The organism is Streptococcus sp. NSJ-72 (assembly GCF_014334035.1).
Taxonomy (GTDB): domain Bacteria; phylum Bacillota; class Bacilli; order Lactobacillales; family Streptococcaceae; genus Streptococcus; species Streptococcus constellatus.
Genome location: NZ_CP060489.1, coordinates 1,308,590 through 1,324,235, shown reverse-complemented (window position 1 = coordinate 1,324,235; position 15,646 = coordinate 1,308,590). Strand labels below are relative to the sequence as shown.

Genomic DNA, 15,646 nt, shown 5'->3' with positions numbered 1-15,646 from the left:
AAGATGGGGAAACGCTTGTTAATTCTGGAAGACGGGACAGTATTTGAGGGAGAGGCGTTCGGTGCTGATATTGATGTGACTGGAGAAATCGTGTTTAATACAGGTATGACCGGCTATCAAGAATCTATTACAGATCAATCTTATAATGGACAAATCTTAACCTTTACTTATCCGTTAATTGGAAATTATGGAATTAACCGCGACGACTATGAATCGATCACTCCCACATGTAAGGGAGTGGTTGTTTATGAGTGGGCACGCCGAGCAAGTAATTGGCGCAATCAAATGACCCTGAATGAGTTTTTAAAGGTCAAGAAAATTCCAGGAATTGCTGGTATTGATACGCGGGCATTAACGAAAATCATTCGGCAACATGGGACGATGAAGGCAACATTGGCTAATGTTGGCGACCAAATGGTGCATCTTCAAGATCAGTTGAAAGCTACTGTTTTGCCGACTGATAATATCAAACAAGTTTCAACGAAAACATCGTATCCAGCACCGGGTTCAGGTCATAGCATTGTGTTAGTTGATTTTGGATTGAAACATTCAATTCTTCGTGAATTAGCAGCACGCAATTGTAATGTGACAGTTGTTCCTTATGATACAAGTGCAGCAGATATTCTGCACCTCCATCCTGACGGTGTCATGTTATCCAATGGGCCAGGTAATCCAGATGACCTACCACAAGTGCTAGAAATGATTCGAGGGATTCAAGGGAAAATTCCTCTTTTTGGTATCTGTATGGGACATCAACTTTTTAGTAAGGCAAATGGTGCTCAGACCTATAAAATGAGGTTCGGTCATCGTGGCTTTAATCATGCTGTCAGAGAGATTGCAACAGGACGGATTGATTTTACTAGCCAAAATCATGGTTATGCTGTTAGTAGGGAGAATTTTCCAAACGAGTTGATGGTTACGCATGAGGAGATTAATGACAAGTCTATTGAAGGGGTACGGCATCGCTTTTTCCCTGCTTTTTCAGTACAATTTCACCCTGATGCTGCACCAGGGCCACATGATGCCAGCTATCTCTTTGATGAATTTATGGACATGATTGCTGCCTTTCAATTGAAACAAAGTGGTAAGTGATGCTCGATGTTATACTGAAAGTTGACAAATAGAGAAAGGAGAAGGGCAAGTTCTCGTATTTGCTTAACCGAATACGGGATGCGGACTTTGCAAAAAAGATAAGTACATCCTAGACGCGAGCGTCGTCGGCTAGTTTCCTATTTTTGCTATATCCGCTTAACGCCCTTAATATCTTATAAATGCCTAAACGTACAGATATTAAAAAAATTATGGTGATTGGCTCTGGTCCCATTATCATTGGACAGGCTGCTGAGTTTGACTATGCAGGAACACAGGCTTGTTTATCTTTAAAAGAAGAAGGTTATAGTGTCGTTCTGGTCAATTCAAACCCAGCGACAATCATGACAGATAAAGAAATTGCTGATAAGGTCTATATTGAACCGATTACTATTGAATTTGTAACTCGAATTTTAAGAAAAGAACGTCCCGATGCAATATTGCCAACTCTTGGTGGACAGACAGGTCTTAATATGGCGATGGAATTATCAAGAACTGGGATTCTTGATGAGTTGGGTGTTGAACTTTTAGGAACCAAGCTGTCTGCTATTGATCAGGCCGAAGATCGCGATCTTTTCAAGCAATTGATGGAAGATTTAGAACAGCCTATTCCAGAATCTGATATTGTTAATAGCGTTGACGAAGCTGTTGCATTTGCTGCTAAGATTGGCTATCCAGTCATTGTTCGTCCGGCATTTACGCTTGGCGGCACAGGCAGCGGTATGTGTGCAGATGAGAAAGAACTTCGTGAAATTGCTGAAAATGGTCTCAAACTGTCACCTGTAACGCAATGTCTGATTGAGCGTTCTATTGCTGGCTTTAAGGAAATCGAATATGAAGTTATGAGAGACAGTGCAGATAATGCTCTAGTTGTCTGTAACATGGAAAATTTTGATCCAGTTGGTATTCATACAGGGGATTCTATCGTTTTTGCGCCAACGCAGACACTTTCAGATATCGAAAATCAAATGCTGCGTGATGCTAGTTTAAAAATTATTCGTGCCCTTAAGATTGAAGGTGGTTGTAATGTACAGCTGGCTCTGGATCCACATAGCTTTAAATACTATGTCATTGAGGTTAATCCACGTGTCTCACGTTCATCAGCTCTAGCTTCTAAAGCAACTGGCTACCCTATCGCTAAATTAGCTGCCAAAATCGCTGTTGGTTTAACTCTGGATGAGATGATTAATCCAGTTACGGGGACAACTTATGCCATGTTTGAACCAGCTTTGGACTATGTAGTGGCTAAGATTCCGCGTTTTCCATTTGATAAATTTGAACATGGTGAACGTCGTCTTGGAACACAGATGAAGGCGACTGGTGAAGTCATGGCTATTGGGCGTAATATTGAAGAAAGTCTTCTCAAAGCTTGCCGTTCCCTTGAAATCGGTGTTTACCATAATGAGATGCCAGAACTTACTAATGTTAGTGACGACGCTTTGGTAGCCAAAATTGTTAAGGCTCAAGATGATCGTCTTTTCTATCTTTCTGAAGCCATTCGTCGTGGATATTCCATTGAGGAACTGTCGGATTTAACAAAAATTGATCTTTTCTTTCTTGATAAGCTCTTGCATATCTTTGAAATTGAAACAGAATTAGCAGCCAAGGTTGGTGATATTGCTATTCTCAAAGAAGCTAAGCACAATGGTTTTGCTGATCGAAAAATTGCTGATATCTGGCAGATGACAGCAGATGCTGTTCGCAAGCTTCGTCTTGACAACAAGATAATTCCGGTTTATAAGATGGTTGATACTTGTGCGGCTGAATTTGAATCTACAACACCTTATTTCTACTCGACTTACGAATGGGAAAATGAGTCCATCAAATCAGAAAAAGAATCCATCATTGTTTTAGGTTCAGGTCCGATTCGTATCGGACAGGGAGTTGAATTTGATTATGCGACAGTTCATTCTGTCAAAGCCATTCAAAACGCAGGTTATGAAGCTATTATCATGAATTCCAATCCTGAGACCGTTTCAACAGATTTTTCAGTTTCTGATAAACTTTATTTTGAACCGCTAACTTTTGAAGATGTTATGAATGTAATTGAGTTGGAGCAACCTAAAGGTGTCATTGTTCAGTTTGGCGGACAAACAGCTATCAACTTGGCAGAACCATTATCGCATGCTGGTGTGACAATTCTGGGTACGCAAGTAGCTGATCTTGACCGTGCAGAAGACCGTGATCTTTTCGAGCAGGCTTTAAAGGATTTAAATATTCCTCAGCCGCCGGGACAAACAGCAACAAATGAAGAAGAAGCGGTCGCTTCGGCTCGTAAAATTGGTTTTCCAGTGCTTGTTCGTCCGTCTTACGTTCTGGGCGGTCGGGCTATGGAGATTGTCGAGAATGAAGCAGATCTTCGTTCTTATATGCGAACTGCTGTCAAGGCTAGCCCTGCTCATCCGGTGTTGGTGGACTCTTACATTGTTGGCAAAGAATGTGAGGTAGATGCTATTTCAGACGGTCGTCAGGTCTTGATTCCAGGAATTATGGAGCATATTGAACGGGCTGGAGTTCACTCAGGTGATTCTATGGCTGTTTATCCTCCGCAAACCTTATCTGCTCAAGTGCAGCAGACTATCGCCGATTATACTAAGAAATTGGCTATCGGACTTCACTGTATCGGTATGATGAACATTCAGTTTGTCATCAAAGACGAAACTGTTTATGTTATTGAGGTTAATCCGCGTGCCAGTCGAACAGTACCGTTTTTATCTAAAGTGACAGATATACCAATGGCACAAATTGCTACTAAATTGATTTTAGGAAGCAGTCTGACTGAACTTGGCTATAAGGATGGCCTTTATCCAGAAAGTCAAACTGTTCATGTTAAAGCTCCAGTCTTTTCCTTCACCAAGTTAGCTAAGGTTGACAGTCTTTTAGGACCTGAGATGAAATCTACAGGCGAAGTCATGGGGACTGATTCAACTCTTGAAAAAGCGCTGTATAAAGCTTTTGAAGCGTCTTATTTCCACCTTCCTGCTTTTGGTAATGTCATTTTTACTATTGCTGATGATACTAAAGAAGAAGCATTGGCGTTAGCACGTCGCTTCTCAAATATTGGTTACAGTATTTTAGCTACGGAAGGTACCGCTAAATTCTTTAAAGAAAATGGTATTCAAGCGCAATTAGTTGAAAAAATTGGTACAGATGATCATAATGATATTCCAGCCTTTATTCGCGAAGGCAAGGTTCAGGCAATTATCAATACGGTCGGAACAAAGCGAACGGCAGATGAACATGGCCAGGCTATTCGTCATTCTGCCATTGAACATGGAATCCCACTTTTTACTGCGCTTGATACAGCCAATGCCATGCTTCAAGTTTTAGAAAGCCGTAGCTTCATGACAGAAGCGATTTAGACTAGGTTAAGATATATTAAGTTTTATGCAAACCTTTTCAATTCTTGAAAAATCTGTTATAATGAAAATGAAAATAGTTATTAGAGGAGAGTAGTATGTCTAAAAAAATCATTGGGATTGACCTAGGTGGCACATCTGTTAAGTTTGCAATTCTAACTCGAGAGGGAGAAGTTCAAGAAAAATGGTCTATTAAGACAAACATTTTAGATGAAGGTAGTCATATTGTTGATGATATGATTGAATCTATCAATCATCGCTTGCGACTATTGGGACTTGGGGCAGAAGATTTCATTGGAATTGGCATGGGTTCACCTGGTGTTGTGGATCGTGAAAAAGGAACGGTTATTGGGGCTTATAATCTCAATTGGAAAACTTTACAACCTGTAAAAGAAAAGATTGAGGAAGCAACTGGTATTTCTTTCTTTATTGATAATGACGCAAATGTAGCTGCTCTTGGCGAACGTTGGAAAGGTGCTGGTGAAAATCAGCCCGATGTTGTGTTTATGACTCTTGGAACAGGTGTCGGTGGTGGTATTGTCGCGGAAGGAAAACTACTGCATGGTGTAGCTGGAGCAGGAGGAGAATTGGGCCATATTACAGTTGATTTTGATCAACCAATCCTTTGTACTTGTGGCAAGAAAGGTTGTTTAGAAACAGTAGCTTCTGCAACAGGTATTGTTAATTTAACGCGTCGCTATGCTGATGAATATGCTGGTGATGCAGAGCTAAAAAAACTGATTGATAACGGCGAAGATGTTAATGCAAAAATAGTCTTTGACTTAGCTAAATCTGGAGACGAATTAGCTCTCATTGTTTATCGAAATTTTTCTCGTTACCTTGGTATTGCCTGTGCAAACATTGGATCAATCTTAAATCCATCAACGATTGTTATTGGTGGTGGTGTCTCTGCTGCAGGAGAATTTTTACTAGACGGTGTTCGTAAGGTTTATGAAGAAAATTCTTTCCCACAAGTGCGTACTTCGACAAAGCTGGCACTTGCAACGCTTGGAAATGATGCAGGTGTCATTGGAGCGGCTTCTTTAGTTCTTCAATAACCCTTCCAAAAAGAAAAATAATTCAAATAAGGCATTTACAATTTTTATAAAATTTGTTATGATATTAGTTAGTGCGTAATGGAAGCACTAGAAAACGACTAATCCGCTGTGGTCTTGAATCGTAAGATTAGTAAGATAGGAGAAGAAAAATGAATCCATTAATCCAAAGTTTGACTGAAGGTCAACTTCGTACTGATATTCCTGCGTTCCGTCCTGGTGATACTGTTCGTGTTCATGCGAAAGTTGTCGAAGGAAACCGCGAACGTATCCAAATTTTCGAGGGTGTGGTTATCGCTCGTAAGGGTGCAGGTATTTCAGAAAACTATACTGTTCGTAAAATTTCTAACGGTGTAGGTGTTGAACGTATCTTCCCACTTCACACACCCCGTGTTGAAAAGATTGAAGTAGTACGTTACGGTAAAGTACGTCGTGCGAAATTGTATTACCTTCGTGCATTACAAGGTAAAGCTGCGCGTATTAAAGAAATTCGCCGTTAATGTAGAAATAACTCTGTCTGTCGGCAGAGTTTTTCTCTAGTCCCCTTAGTTCAATGGATATAACAACTCCCTCCTAAGGAGTAGTTGCTGGTTCGATTCCGGCAGGGGACATCGTAATATGCTGAAAGCTCTTGTTACTAAAGAGCTTTTGTTATGTTTGGCCAAATTTGTATATTTTGAAAGCGAAACAAATAAAAGCTAAAGTAAGTTTTGTTTCTATAGCAGTGAGAGAAAGGAGGAAAATATGAAAGCTTATTTTATTGGTGGTTTAGGATGCAATCGTTTCTATCCTCAAGACTTTTTCGACTCTTTGCATTTTCCAGTTGTTTATCTGGATATGTATGATTCTAAGTTGAAAGAACGATTAACTTCATTACAGGCTTTGAAAGACTGGTTTGTAGCACAAGTTGATATGGAAGATGATATTCTGTTAATTGCCCACTCTTTGGGAGCAGATTTAGCAGTTTATCTAACAAGTGTTTATGATAATATTATGCATCTCGTCTTACTAGATGGTGGATATATTGATATGGACAAGATTTGCCCTTTAAATGTAGAAATAGAAGATGCTTTGAATTATCTTCAAACGAATACTTATAGAAATTTAGAAGGAGCTATTATAGCAGAAAAGCAAAATGCCACTGTGTGGTCAGAAAATATAGAGAGAGCAGTTAAAAAAAGTTTTGTCTTTGATGAGGTACAAAGGTATTGGCATTTGAACTTCTCTGAAATACTGCTCACTCGTTTGTTAACTATTAGACGACAAACTACAGGGAAACTATCTCTTTTACAGAATAGAAATGTGATATTGTTTATTCCAAGAGTAAATCAAAGTACGCCTATCAGGAAACAGAATGCTTTGAAAAATATTCCGGATTTTATAGACATTCTAGAAGTGTCTGGCTGTGGTCACTCCTTATATACAGAAAAACCAAAAGAAATAGCAGCATTACTTAGAGATAAAATAGATACTAACCGGCTTTTTGACAAAAAAGAGACATAGTTTTCACTTTTCTAACCGGGGTTCAATAAAATCGTTTCTAAACTAATTCGTATTTATCGGATTTAGTTTTTTTATTTCTATTATTTCTGTATTGTTTCACTATTTTCTTTCTTTAGTTTTAGGTTTATTTAAGAAAAAATTCAGTCACTTTTAAGAAAAAATGGATATGATAGGTACATTCAAAAGAAAGAGTATGAGGAGATAAAAATTCAAAGTTAAGTATATTGATTTGATACGCTTTATCATAAAGAAGAGCTGAATCATTGCAATGTTCTTTGTAACACAGTCTCTGAATGCTTAAAAATAGAAAGAAGGAATTTGATAAAAATGAAACAAGAGAATACAAGTAGAAAAGAGAAGATGATCATAGTGGAAAAAAGTACGAAATGGTGGATGACTGTTGTAGCAGGCGGATCACTTGCTGTCGGTCTTCTTGGTGGGCTAGGTATTGGCTCATTGGCGACAAATGCGCTTAATCAGCAAACTAAAGTACAGACAAGTACGACAACTCAGGCGCAAAAAAACCAACAAGGAAACCAAGGTGGTCCGGGAATACCTCCGGGTGGACAAAGTGGAAATAACCAAGGTGATCCCAATGGAAGACCTTCCCAACAAAACGGTGACCAAAATGATAATAGTAATAGTCAAAATGGATCAGGAAATAATAATAACTCAAAGAAAAAAGCTCCATCAAATGCTGACGGTTCGACTAAATCAGACAAGAATAGTAGTACGACAGAAAATAATGACTCAAATACAACAAATTCTTAATATTTTAGAGAAAGTCATGCTATAATAGAATCAGAATAGCAGAAAGTCAGTAGATTGAGTTTTAACACGAAAATGTGAAAATAGTTGATTGGTTCATAATTAAGGGAATGGGGAAGAAGTGGAATTTTAAAATTTTTAGTTCTTATTCTATTCTGAAAGAAACAGGATGCTGCTTAAATGCTCGGCTATTGCGCCGTTTAGTACATAACGAATTATTGATTGAGGGATATTTGTCCTAAACTCATATTTTTAGAAGGAAAAGCGTATGATTAAGATTCTATTAGTAGAAGATGACCTTGGTTTATCTAACTCAGTATTTGATTTTTTGGATGATTTTGCAGATGTCATGCAAGTTTTTGATGGTGAGGAAGGCTTGTACGAAGCTGAAAGTGGTGTGTACGATCTTATCTTACTTGATTTGATGTTACCGGAAAAAGACGGTTTTCAAGTATTGAAGGGATTACGTGAAAAAGGTGTTACAACACCGGTATTGATTATGACAGCTAAAGAGAGTTTGAATGATAAAGGACATGGCTTTGAGTTGGGAGCCGACGATTATTTGACCAAACCCTTTTATTTGGAAGAGTTAAAAATGCGGATTCAAGCTCTTTTGAAACGATCGGGCAAGTTTAATGAAAATACTCTTTCTTATGGCGATGTAACCATTAATTTGTCAACGAACACGACACTTGTAGATGGAAATGAAGTAGAGTTACTCGGAAAAGAATTTGATTTATTAGTATATTTCTTGCAGAATCAAAATGTTATTCTACCGAAGACGCAGATTTTCGATCGCTTATGGGGGTTTGATAGTGATACAACCATTTCAGTTGTAGAAGTTTATGTCTCAAAAATTCGGAAAAAATTGAAAGGGACGACCTTTGCGAATAATCTTCAAACACTTCGCAGCGTCGGATATATTTTAAAAGATGCTGAATAAACTAAAAAAAGCATGGTATGCGGATGATTTTTCTTATTTCATTCGCAATTTTGGTATTTTTACTCTCATTTTCTCAGCTATGACCTTGATTATCATTCAAGTTATGCGCTCAAGTCTTTATACAACGGTAGATAACAATTTAAAAAGCTTGAGTCAAGATTCGGCTTCTGTGATTAATTTAGCGCTTGCTCGAAAAGTAGGGCTAGAGCAAAAGTCAGAAAATGGAGAGCCTAAAAGTGGAACAGCTGACAAAGAATTGACAGATAAACCAAATGTTAGTGCCAATACAGAAGTTATTTTATTTGATAAGAATTATAAGCCGATTATTACAAGCAATAATTTCTTAGGGTTCAATAAACTTTCCTTTAATAGCAAGCAATTAGACCACATTCGTCAGATTCAAGTAAAAAGCAATTATGGTCGAGAAGAAACCTATCGAATGATTTTATTTGAGGTAAAACTGCCTAATTTGGAGACCAATGTCAAATACGCAGCGGTTTTTATCAATATCAGTCAATTGGAACAAACTAGTCAAAATCATGAACAGTTGATTGTGGTGGTGATGATTAGTTTCTGGGGAATTTCCTTGATTGCTAGTGTTTATCTTGCACGGGTCAGTGTTAAACCTCTTTTAGAAAGCATTCAAAAGCAAAAAAGTTTTGTCGAAAACGCTAGTCATGAGTTGCGTACACCTCTAGCTGTGTTGCAAAATCGTTTGGAGACTTTATTTAGAAAGCCAGAAGCTACTATTATGGAAGCCAGTGAAAGCATTGCTTCTAGTTTGGATGAAGTGCGCAATATGAAAATGTTGACGACAAACTTACTCAATCTAGCACGGCGTGACGACGGGATTAAACCAGAAATTGGCGATGTCGAGCCAAATTTCTTTAATACAACTTTCACCAACTATGAAATGGTTGCCGCAGAGAATGGGAAAATTTTCCGATTTGACAATAGGATTCACCGCGTAATTAAAACGGATAAAACCTTACTGAAGCAATTGATGACTATCTTGTTTGATAATGCCCTGAAATATACAGATGAAGATGGTGTGATTGAATTGACAATCTCTGCAAATGATCGAAATTTGTTTTTGAAGGTTTCGGATAATGGTCCGGGGATTAGTACAGCAGATAAGAAAAAGATTTTTGATCGTTTTTATCGTGTTGATAAAGCACGGACTCGGCAGACAGGTGGTTTTGGTTTAGGGTTGTCGCTTGCAAAGCAAATCACAGAAGCTCTTAAAGGAACCATTGCAGTGAAAGACAATAAGCCTAAAGGAACTATTTTTGAGGTGAAGATTGCGATTCGAACGGATAATAAAAAGAAAAAATAGATTTAGGATACTTTCGGTGTACCTGTAAAGAAAGTTATTCCGAAAGATGATAATAAAACGCGACCAAGTCAAGACGAGTTGTTAGCTAATCTTGATTTGGTCGTGTTTTTTTCTTGTTTAAAAGCATAGTTGAATGAGAATGTCAACATCGTTCTTTCTTGCTTTCATATGCCCGGCAGACGAAGCAAGTAAATTTCAGTTTATTCCGTCAGCCCGGCAGACGAGTTGCCTGAGTTTTAATTTATTCTGTCAGCTGGGCGGACGAGCTGACTAAGTTTCAGTTTATTCCGTCAGCTGGGCGGACGAGTTGTCTAAGTTTCGGTTTATTCTGTCGACTGGGCGGACGAGCCGCCTAAGTTTTAGTTTATGCTGTCAGCCGGGCGGACGGGGTCTCAACTTTCGGTTTGCTTCGTCGCCCCGATCGACAGAGAGAGCGAATTTGGGTTTAGCTCTCTCTGTGTTCCTTATTTTATTGCGCAGACCAGACGCTAACTGATTTTTCTGCAACTGGGAAATCTGCCCAGCCGTCTTCCTCGATTATCACGGCTGAAGAGTTGTTTCCTAAGTAATCTTTAAACTCCTTACCAGCCCAATTTTCACCAATATACATGCGTTTTGAATTAGCTTGATCATTTGTCAAAATAACAGCAATTGGCTGTCCATTGTCTTTGCCTGAACGGGTCCAAGCAATGCAATGCTCGTCGTCAAAATAATCCGTCTGTTCGCCATAGGCTAAGTTGAGACGAATATCTAATAATTTATCAAGAACTGTTTGGAAGCTGGCTTGAGCGAATTCGCTGTTGATACCATAGTAGTCTCCATAGAAAACGCAAGGTAGACCTGCTTTACGCAATAAAATGAGAGCATAAGCAGCAGGCTTAAACCATTCTTCAACAGTTGATTCCAGCGCTTGTCCACGTTGTGTGTCGTGATTATCGACAAAAGTAACAGCCGATTCAGGATGATTTTTGACGAGTGTTTGTTCAAAAATATTTCTCAAATCATAGTCCACTCCAGCGCGACTAGCATCAAATAGATTATGATGAAGCTTGACATCAACTAAATCAAAACGATAGTCAATGCTTCCTAAATAATCGTTATTTGCAGTTTCATCACCATTCCAAAACTCTCCAAAGACATAGAAATCTTCTCCATACTTCGCCATAATATCACGGATAAAATTTCTCATAAAGAAAGAGTCGATATGCTTAATAGCGTCTAACCTAAAGCCATGAATGCCAGTCGTTTCGATAAACCAATCTGCCCAATCATAAAGGTTTTGAATGACTTCTGGGTGCTTAAAATCAAGGTCAGCATACATGAGATAATCAAAATTGCCATTTTCGTTATCAACTAAGTCATCATCTGCCCACCCTTTGTTGTCTCCTTGAATGAGATAAATCCCTGATTTATTCCGTTGAGCATCATAATCAGTCCCAGTAAAGTGATACCAATGCCACTCAAAATCATTGTATTTTTTGTGGCGACCTGGGAACGTGAATTTAGTCCAACCTTTAATTTCAAAAGGTTCAGAGAGTGCAACTGTACGATCGTTTGGGTCAACTTCAATAACAGTAAATCGCTCTTTGTAATCTGCTGCTGCTTTGTGATTTAAAACGATATCTGCAATAGGCTCGATTCCATTTTCTTTGAGCGACTTAATAGCTTTCAAATATTCTTCTTTTAAGCCGTACTTTGTTCGAATCGTTCCTTTTTGGTCAAACTCGCCTAAATCAAATAGGTCATAGATACCGTAACCAACATCGTTGGAACTAGTAGCTTTAAAAGCTGGTGGCATCCAAACCTTGCGAATCCCTTTAGAAGCTAGATGTGGGGCATCTTTTGCTAAGCGATTCCAATGTTGTCCGTCATTTGGTAGATACCATTCAAAATATTGCATCAATGTTTGATTTTCCATACGAGATACTTCTTTCTTATCTTGATGGCTATTATTTTATCAAAATAACTCTTTTGACGCAAACGTTTGCGTAAATTTTATAGAATCAGAAACGATAAAATGGATTGAAACTGTTATTTTGAAGGTATATAATAAAGCTAGTGAGCTATTTTTATTAAAAAGTTGAAGGAGCCATTGATGAAAAATAGGATTCAAGATATTTTTGACAAGAGCATGGTGATTGAAAGTTTTACGCATACGGATTTGGAAAGAAATATTGAAAATTTTCTCAATCAATATATTGGCAGTCTGCCGTATTTTCAGGAGCATTCGGATTACTTTGGCACATATCAGATTCCGAATGATTTTTTCCATCGCAGCGTGAATTGGGCTTTAGTAAAACGTCATTGTGCAGATACAGTGATTTTGTTTCATCACCATGATACAGTTGATATTGAGGATTTTGGCAATTTAAAGGAAATTGCCTTTGATAATATGGCTTTGAAAAAAGCTTTAGCAAGTTCTGCACTGGGTCAGGATGTGTTAGAAGATATAATTTCTAACGAATGGCAATTTGGTCGTGGATCATGTGATATGAAAGCTGCATTGGCTTTGCAATTGGGAGTAGTCGCAGAATATGCGAGCAAAGCAGAAGGGAAAGTGAATCTTCTTTATTTATCAGTTGGAGATGAGGAATCCTATTCTCAAGGAATGCGAGCTGCGGTAGGTTTGCTCTCTGATTTGAAGAAGAAATTTCATTTAAATTATATCTTGGCTATTGATTCAGAACCATTTGAAAGCAATTCAGCTCAGGAAAAAGTGCTGCATGTTGGAACAGTTGGGAAAATGATGCCTGTCGTGGTTACGCAGGGTATTCTTTCCCACATGAAAGAGCCTCTCAAGGGTATCAATGCTGTTTCGCTTCTAGCAAAAGTAGTAGAAAAAATTGATCTTAATCCTCTCTTGTCGGATTTGATTGATGGAGAGCGGGCTCCTTTGCCCTCATGGTCTTATATGCGTGATTTGAAGGAAAATTATGATGTATCAACTGTTCTCAGGGCAGCAGGCTATTTTAACGTTCTTTATTTAGATAAAAGTCCGAAAGAGCTGATGATGACAATTCAACATCTTTGTCAAGAAGCTGTTGATGAATTTTATGAGCGTTATCAGACTTTGCAGGTGGTTTATAAAGAGTATAAAAAAGTCACAAAACCTCGTGTATTGACTTATGATGAGTTAATACAGTTATGTCAAAAGAAGTCTGGATTTGAAGAATTTATGCACAAGGTAACCCGATCTGCTCATAAAGCATTTCAAGCGGGCTTAAGCTATCAAGAAATAACCATTGAAACTGTTCAAAAGGTGTTAGATTTCTATGATAAAAAGGAAGCATTTGTGGTGCTGACCATTGCACCACCTTATTATCCTTCTATGAATTGCCGGCATCTGAAAAATAGTGTGGTTGATATTGAAAAACTCATTGCACTTTATAGTAGATACTTAGCTGATACGGCGGCTGCTCGTCTAACAGTAGAAGAGTTCTTTATGGGAATTTGCGATGTTAGTTACTGTGCTTTAGAAAAATCTGTTGAAGAATATCAGAAAATTATCGATAGTATGGCTGTCCCTGAAAATTTATATCCGATTGATTTCGATAAAATTCAGGATATCAATGTTCCTGGAATCAATCTGGGTCCTTGGGGAAAGGATTTGCATCAGTTAACAGAACGCGTCTATGAAAAGGATATGTTGAAGACGATTCCTCAATTTCTGTTATATTTGTTAGAACACATTGACAGCATTAAAAAATAAAACAAGAGAGCTATATTCAGTTTAGTTAGGGATATAGCTCTTGTTTTTTATGAAAATTGTGCTAAAAAGTTATCTAGTTCCTTTTGATTGTGAAGGGTTATCCATTTAGAAGCGTACATTTTTTGAAGTTTTTCATAACGTGTGCGAATGTTTATCGTTCGCCCGTCATGTAGAATCCAGCGGATAAATTCCCAATCAAATTTTTCAATGCACCCCTTTGCCGTACTATCGCGATTTTTGCCACGATAAATCAGATAACGCTTAAAAGCACGATAGAGACAACTCCAACGTGAGAAATTTAAAAAAATAATTCGGTCTGCTTGTTTCATTCTCTCTTCATAGCAGCAGGAGCTGTAGTTTCCGTCTATCACCCAGTTTTCTTTGGCTTCTAAAAATCCTTTAACTTGCTCTTGCATCCAGCTGCGGTCACTCATTTCCCAATTGGGTAGAAACTGCAGTGTGTCTAAATGCAATTTGGGAATAGAGTAATACTGGGCTAATTTGGTCGTTAAAGTAGATTTTCCCGATCCAGAATAACCAATGATTGCAATTTTCATATCTAGCCTTTCTGTTTTCAGCAACAAAAAAAGCTCCACTGAGCTCTTTTTTACGTTATGCAGATTATTTTGCAAGTTTTGTAGCAAGACGTGCTTTATCGCGGCTCGCTTTGTTTTTATGAATCAAACCTTTAGTTTCTGCTTTATCGATAGCTGAGCTTGCAGCGCGGAAAAGTTCTTCAGAAGGATTTGCTTCAAATGCTTTAATTGCAGAACGCATAGCTGATTTTTGAGCTGAGTTTTTTTCGTTTTGTTTAACGTTTAATTCAGCGCGTTTGATAGCTGATTTAATATTTGCCAATGTTTTCACCTCCAATGATATACTAACTATCTAATTATATATGAAAAGTTAAAATTTGACAAGCCTTTTTATTTTTTAAGATAAATTTCATCAATTTCATGATTTGCTGTTTTATGAAGAATAATTTCGGCTCGGTTGCGTGTGGGTTCAATATAATCCTGTAAATTGACAAGATTAATAGATTTCCAGACATTTTGAGCAAATTCCATGACTTTGTTTTCTGGCTGAGAAGTGAAAGGATGATAATAGTTAGTTGGCTCTTCTTTTGCTAAAGTGAGCAATTTTTTAAAACGATCCAGATACCAAGTTTCGATATTTTCAACTTCTGCATCCACGTAAATCGAAAAATCAAAGAAATCCGTCATGTAGAGACGTTCATTTTGTGGATTTTGAAAAACATTGATACCTTCAACGATGACAAAATCTGCGGCTGTAACATACTGTTTTTCGTCTGGAACAATATCATAAATTTCATGAGAATAAACAGGAATTTGATAATCCTTTCCATTTTTGATATTGTCCAAAAAGTCAAGCAAGAGTCCCATATTATAGCTTTCTGGAAAGCCTTTGCGCTTGAGAAGATTTTGATCCTGCAAGTGAGCATTTGGATAAAGAAATCCGTCCGTTGTCACCAATTCAACAGTAGCATTTGAAAATGTTCTAGATAAAAGGATTTGCAAGAGCCGACTGGTAGTAGATTTTCCAACAGCAACGCTGCCAGAGACACCGATAATAAACGGTTGGCGTTTGATAGCTTTCTGTAAAAAAATACCTTTTGAAAATGCTAAATCTTCTTTTGAGCGCTTATAAATTTGGATGAGATTGGTCAAGGGAAGATAAACATCTGTTACATCTTGAAGGCTAATCTTATCATTGAAACTTTTGATGGAATTTAGCTCTTTTTGTGTTAAAGGTGGAGTTGTTTTGCGATGTAAGTTTTGCCAAGTTTTTCGACTAATTTTTTCAAAATGGATAAATTCGTTATTCATAGAGGACTCCTATTAATATGACCATTAGTATATCATA

13 protein-coding genes and 1 tRNA gene are annotated in these 15,646 nt (G+C 37.8%); 10 read left to right on the top strand and 4 right to left on the bottom strand.

Annotation, left to right across the window (positions count from 1 at the left end; genetic code table 11):
* Positions 1 to 3 precede the first annotated feature (3 nt).
* From H8787_RS06485 to H8787_RS06445, 9 genes are all read left to right on the top strand, one after another.
* Positions 4 to 1,092, top strand: coding sequence for a carbamoyl phosphate synthase small subunit (locus tag H8787_RS06485; RefSeq protein ID WP_187327709.1), 1,089 nt, complete (start codon positions 4 to 6; stop codon positions 1,090 to 1,092).
* A gap of 179 nt (positions 1,093 to 1,271) precedes the next feature.
* Positions 1,272 to 4,451, top strand: a complete 3,180-nt coding sequence (gene carB / locus H8787_RS06480) for a carbamoyl-phosphate synthase large subunit (RefSeq protein ID WP_187327708.1) — start codon at positions 1,272 to 1,274, stop codon at positions 4,449 to 4,451.
* A gap of 95 nt (positions 4,452 to 4,546) precedes the next feature.
* The gene (locus H8787_RS06475; RefSeq protein WP_187327707.1) at positions 4,547 to 5,506 is read left to right on the top strand and encodes an ROK family glucokinase; all 960 of its coding nucleotides are present in this window, start codon (positions 4,547 to 4,549) and stop codon (positions 5,504 to 5,506) included.
* Positions 5,507 to 5,655: 149 nt separating this feature from the next.
* Positions 5,656 to 6,003 (top strand): 50S ribosomal protein L19, encoded by a 348-nt coding sequence (gene rplS, locus H8787_RS06470; RefSeq protein ID WP_003024326.1) that lies wholly within the window; start codon positions 5,656 to 5,658, stop codon positions 6,001 to 6,003.
* 39 nt (positions 6,004 to 6,042) lie between these two features.
* A tRNA-Arg gene (locus H8787_RS06465) sits at positions 6,043 to 6,114 on the top strand.
* Between the two features lie 133 nt (positions 6,115 to 6,247).
* A complete protein-coding gene (locus H8787_RS06460) occupies positions 6,248 to 7,006 on the top strand; it encodes an alpha/beta hydrolase (RefSeq protein ID WP_003068915.1) in 759 nt (252 codons plus the stop codon).
* Between the two features lie 327 nt (positions 7,007 to 7,333).
* Positions 7,334 to 7,777, top strand: coding sequence for a hypothetical protein (locus H8787_RS06455; RefSeq protein WP_037596942.1), 444 nt, complete (start codon positions 7,334 to 7,336; stop codon positions 7,775 to 7,777).
* Positions 7,778 to 8,042: 265 nt separating this feature from the next.
* Positions 8,043 to 8,717, top strand: coding sequence for a response regulator transcription factor (locus H8787_RS06450; RefSeq protein WP_003068917.1), 675 nt, complete (start codon positions 8,043 to 8,045; stop codon positions 8,715 to 8,717).
* Complete coding sequence (locus H8787_RS06445) at positions 8,707 to 10,053, top strand: sensor histidine kinase (protein ID WP_187327706.1); 1,347 nt, start codon at positions 8,707 to 8,709, stop codon at positions 10,051 to 10,053. The genes H8787_RS06450 and H8787_RS06445 overlap by 11 nt, the downstream gene beginning before the upstream one ends.
* A gap of 469 nt (positions 10,054 to 10,522) precedes the next feature.
* On the opposite strand, the gene H8787_RS06440 is transcribed toward H8787_RS06445, so the two are convergent.
* Positions 10,523 to 11,971 carry an alpha-amylase gene (locus H8787_RS06440; protein ID WP_049493216.1) on the bottom strand — a complete coding sequence of 483 codons (1,449 nt, stop codon included), beginning with the start codon at positions 11,969 to 11,971 and terminating at the stop codon, positions 10,523 to 10,525.
* Between the two features lie 177 nt (positions 11,972 to 12,148).
* Here H8787_RS06440 and H8787_RS06435 point away from each other — a divergent pair, with 177 nt between their 5' ends.
* Complete coding sequence (locus H8787_RS06435) at positions 12,149 to 13,762, top strand: M20/M25/M40 family metallo-hydrolase (RefSeq protein ID WP_187327705.1); 1,614 nt, start codon at positions 12,149 to 12,151, stop codon at positions 13,760 to 13,762.
* A 47-nt stretch (positions 13,763 to 13,809) separates the two neighbouring features.
* On the opposite strand, the gene H8787_RS06430 is transcribed toward H8787_RS06435, so the two are convergent.
* From H8787_RS06430 to coaA, 3 genes are all read right to left on the bottom strand, one after another.
* Positions 13,810 to 14,319, bottom strand: a complete 510-nt coding sequence (locus H8787_RS06430) for a DNA topology modulation protein (protein ID WP_020997811.1) — start codon at positions 14,317 to 14,319, stop codon at positions 13,810 to 13,812.
* Between the two features lie 64 nt (positions 14,320 to 14,383).
* Complete coding sequence (gene rpsT, locus H8787_RS06425; RefSeq protein ID WP_006269392.1) at positions 14,384 to 14,620, bottom strand: 30S ribosomal protein S20; 237 nt, start codon at positions 14,618 to 14,620, stop codon at positions 14,384 to 14,386.
* Between the two features lie 68 nt (positions 14,621 to 14,688).
* Positions 14,689 to 15,609, bottom strand: a complete 921-nt coding sequence (gene coaA / locus H8787_RS06420) for a type I pantothenate kinase (protein WP_187327704.1) — start codon at positions 15,607 to 15,609, stop codon at positions 14,689 to 14,691.
* Positions 15,610 to 15,646: the final 37 nt, after the last annotated feature.

Excerpts from the sequence above, each read along its gene's own strand:
- H8787_RS06485 (WP_187327709.1), top strand. The coding sequence starts at position 4 with ATGGGGAAACGCTTGTTAATTCTGGAAGACGGGACAGTATTTGAGGGA.
- carB (WP_187327708.1), top strand. The coding sequence starts at position 1,272 with ATGCCTAAACGTACAGATATTAAAAAAATTATGGTGATTGGCTCTGGT.
- H8787_RS06475 (WP_187327707.1), top strand. The coding sequence starts at position 4,547 with ATGTCTAAAAAAATCATTGGGATTGACCTAGGTGGCACATCTGTTAAG.
- rplS (WP_003024326.1), top strand. The coding sequence starts at position 5,656 with ATGAATCCATTAATCCAAAGTTTGACTGAAGGTCAACTTCGTACTGAT.
- H8787_RS06460 (WP_003068915.1), top strand. The coding sequence starts at position 6,248 with ATGAAAGCTTATTTTATTGGTGGTTTAGGATGCAATCGTTTCTATCCT.
- H8787_RS06455 (WP_037596942.1), top strand. The coding sequence starts at position 7,334 with ATGAAACAAGAGAATACAAGTAGAAAAGAGAAGATGATCATAGTGGAA.
- H8787_RS06450 (WP_003068917.1), top strand. The coding sequence starts at position 8,043 with ATGATTAAGATTCTATTAGTAGAAGATGACCTTGGTTTATCTAACTCA.
- H8787_RS06445 (WP_187327706.1), top strand. The coding sequence starts at position 8,707 with ATGCTGAATAAACTAAAAAAAGCATGGTATGCGGATGATTTTTCTTAT.
- H8787_RS06440 (WP_049493216.1), bottom strand. The coding sequence starts at position 11,971 with ATGGAAAATCAAACATTGATGCAATATTTTGAATGGTATCTACCAAAT.
- H8787_RS06435 (WP_187327705.1), top strand. The coding sequence starts at position 12,149 with ATGAAAAATAGGATTCAAGATATTTTTGACAAGAGCATGGTGATTGAA.
- H8787_RS06430 (WP_020997811.1), bottom strand. The coding sequence starts at position 14,319 with ATGAAAATTGCAATCATTGGTTATTCTGGATCGGGAAAATCTACTTTA.
- coaA (WP_187327704.1), bottom strand. The coding sequence starts at position 15,609 with ATGAATAACGAATTTATCCATTTTGAAAAAATTAGTCGAAAAACTTGG.